At 64.5% G+C, this 200-nt stretch carries 1 pseudogene; it reads right to left on the bottom strand.

The features are described 5' to 3' along the window. Positions 1-200: pseudogene (locus HX846_RS36465) on the bottom strand (methionine ABC transporter ATP-binding protein); the annotation flags it as partial.

Below are 200 nucleotides of genomic sequence, written 5' to 3' on the forward strand. Positions count from 1 at the left end.
GTGTTGCGGGTGTGCCAGCAGCTCGTATTTGCTGCCGTGTTCGCACAGGCGCCCGGCGTACATCACGGCGATGGAGTCGCAGGTTTGCGCCACCACGCCCAGGTCGTGAGTGATCATGATGATCGACAGGCCACGCTGGTCCCGCAGGTCCAGCAACAGCCGCAGAATCTGGGCTTGCACGGTCACGTCGAGGGCGGTGG

This window comes from Pseudomonas sp. K5002, assembly GCF_013386655.1.
Classification (GTDB): Bacteria; Pseudomonadota; Gammaproteobacteria; order Pseudomonadales; family Pseudomonadaceae; genus Aquipseudomonas.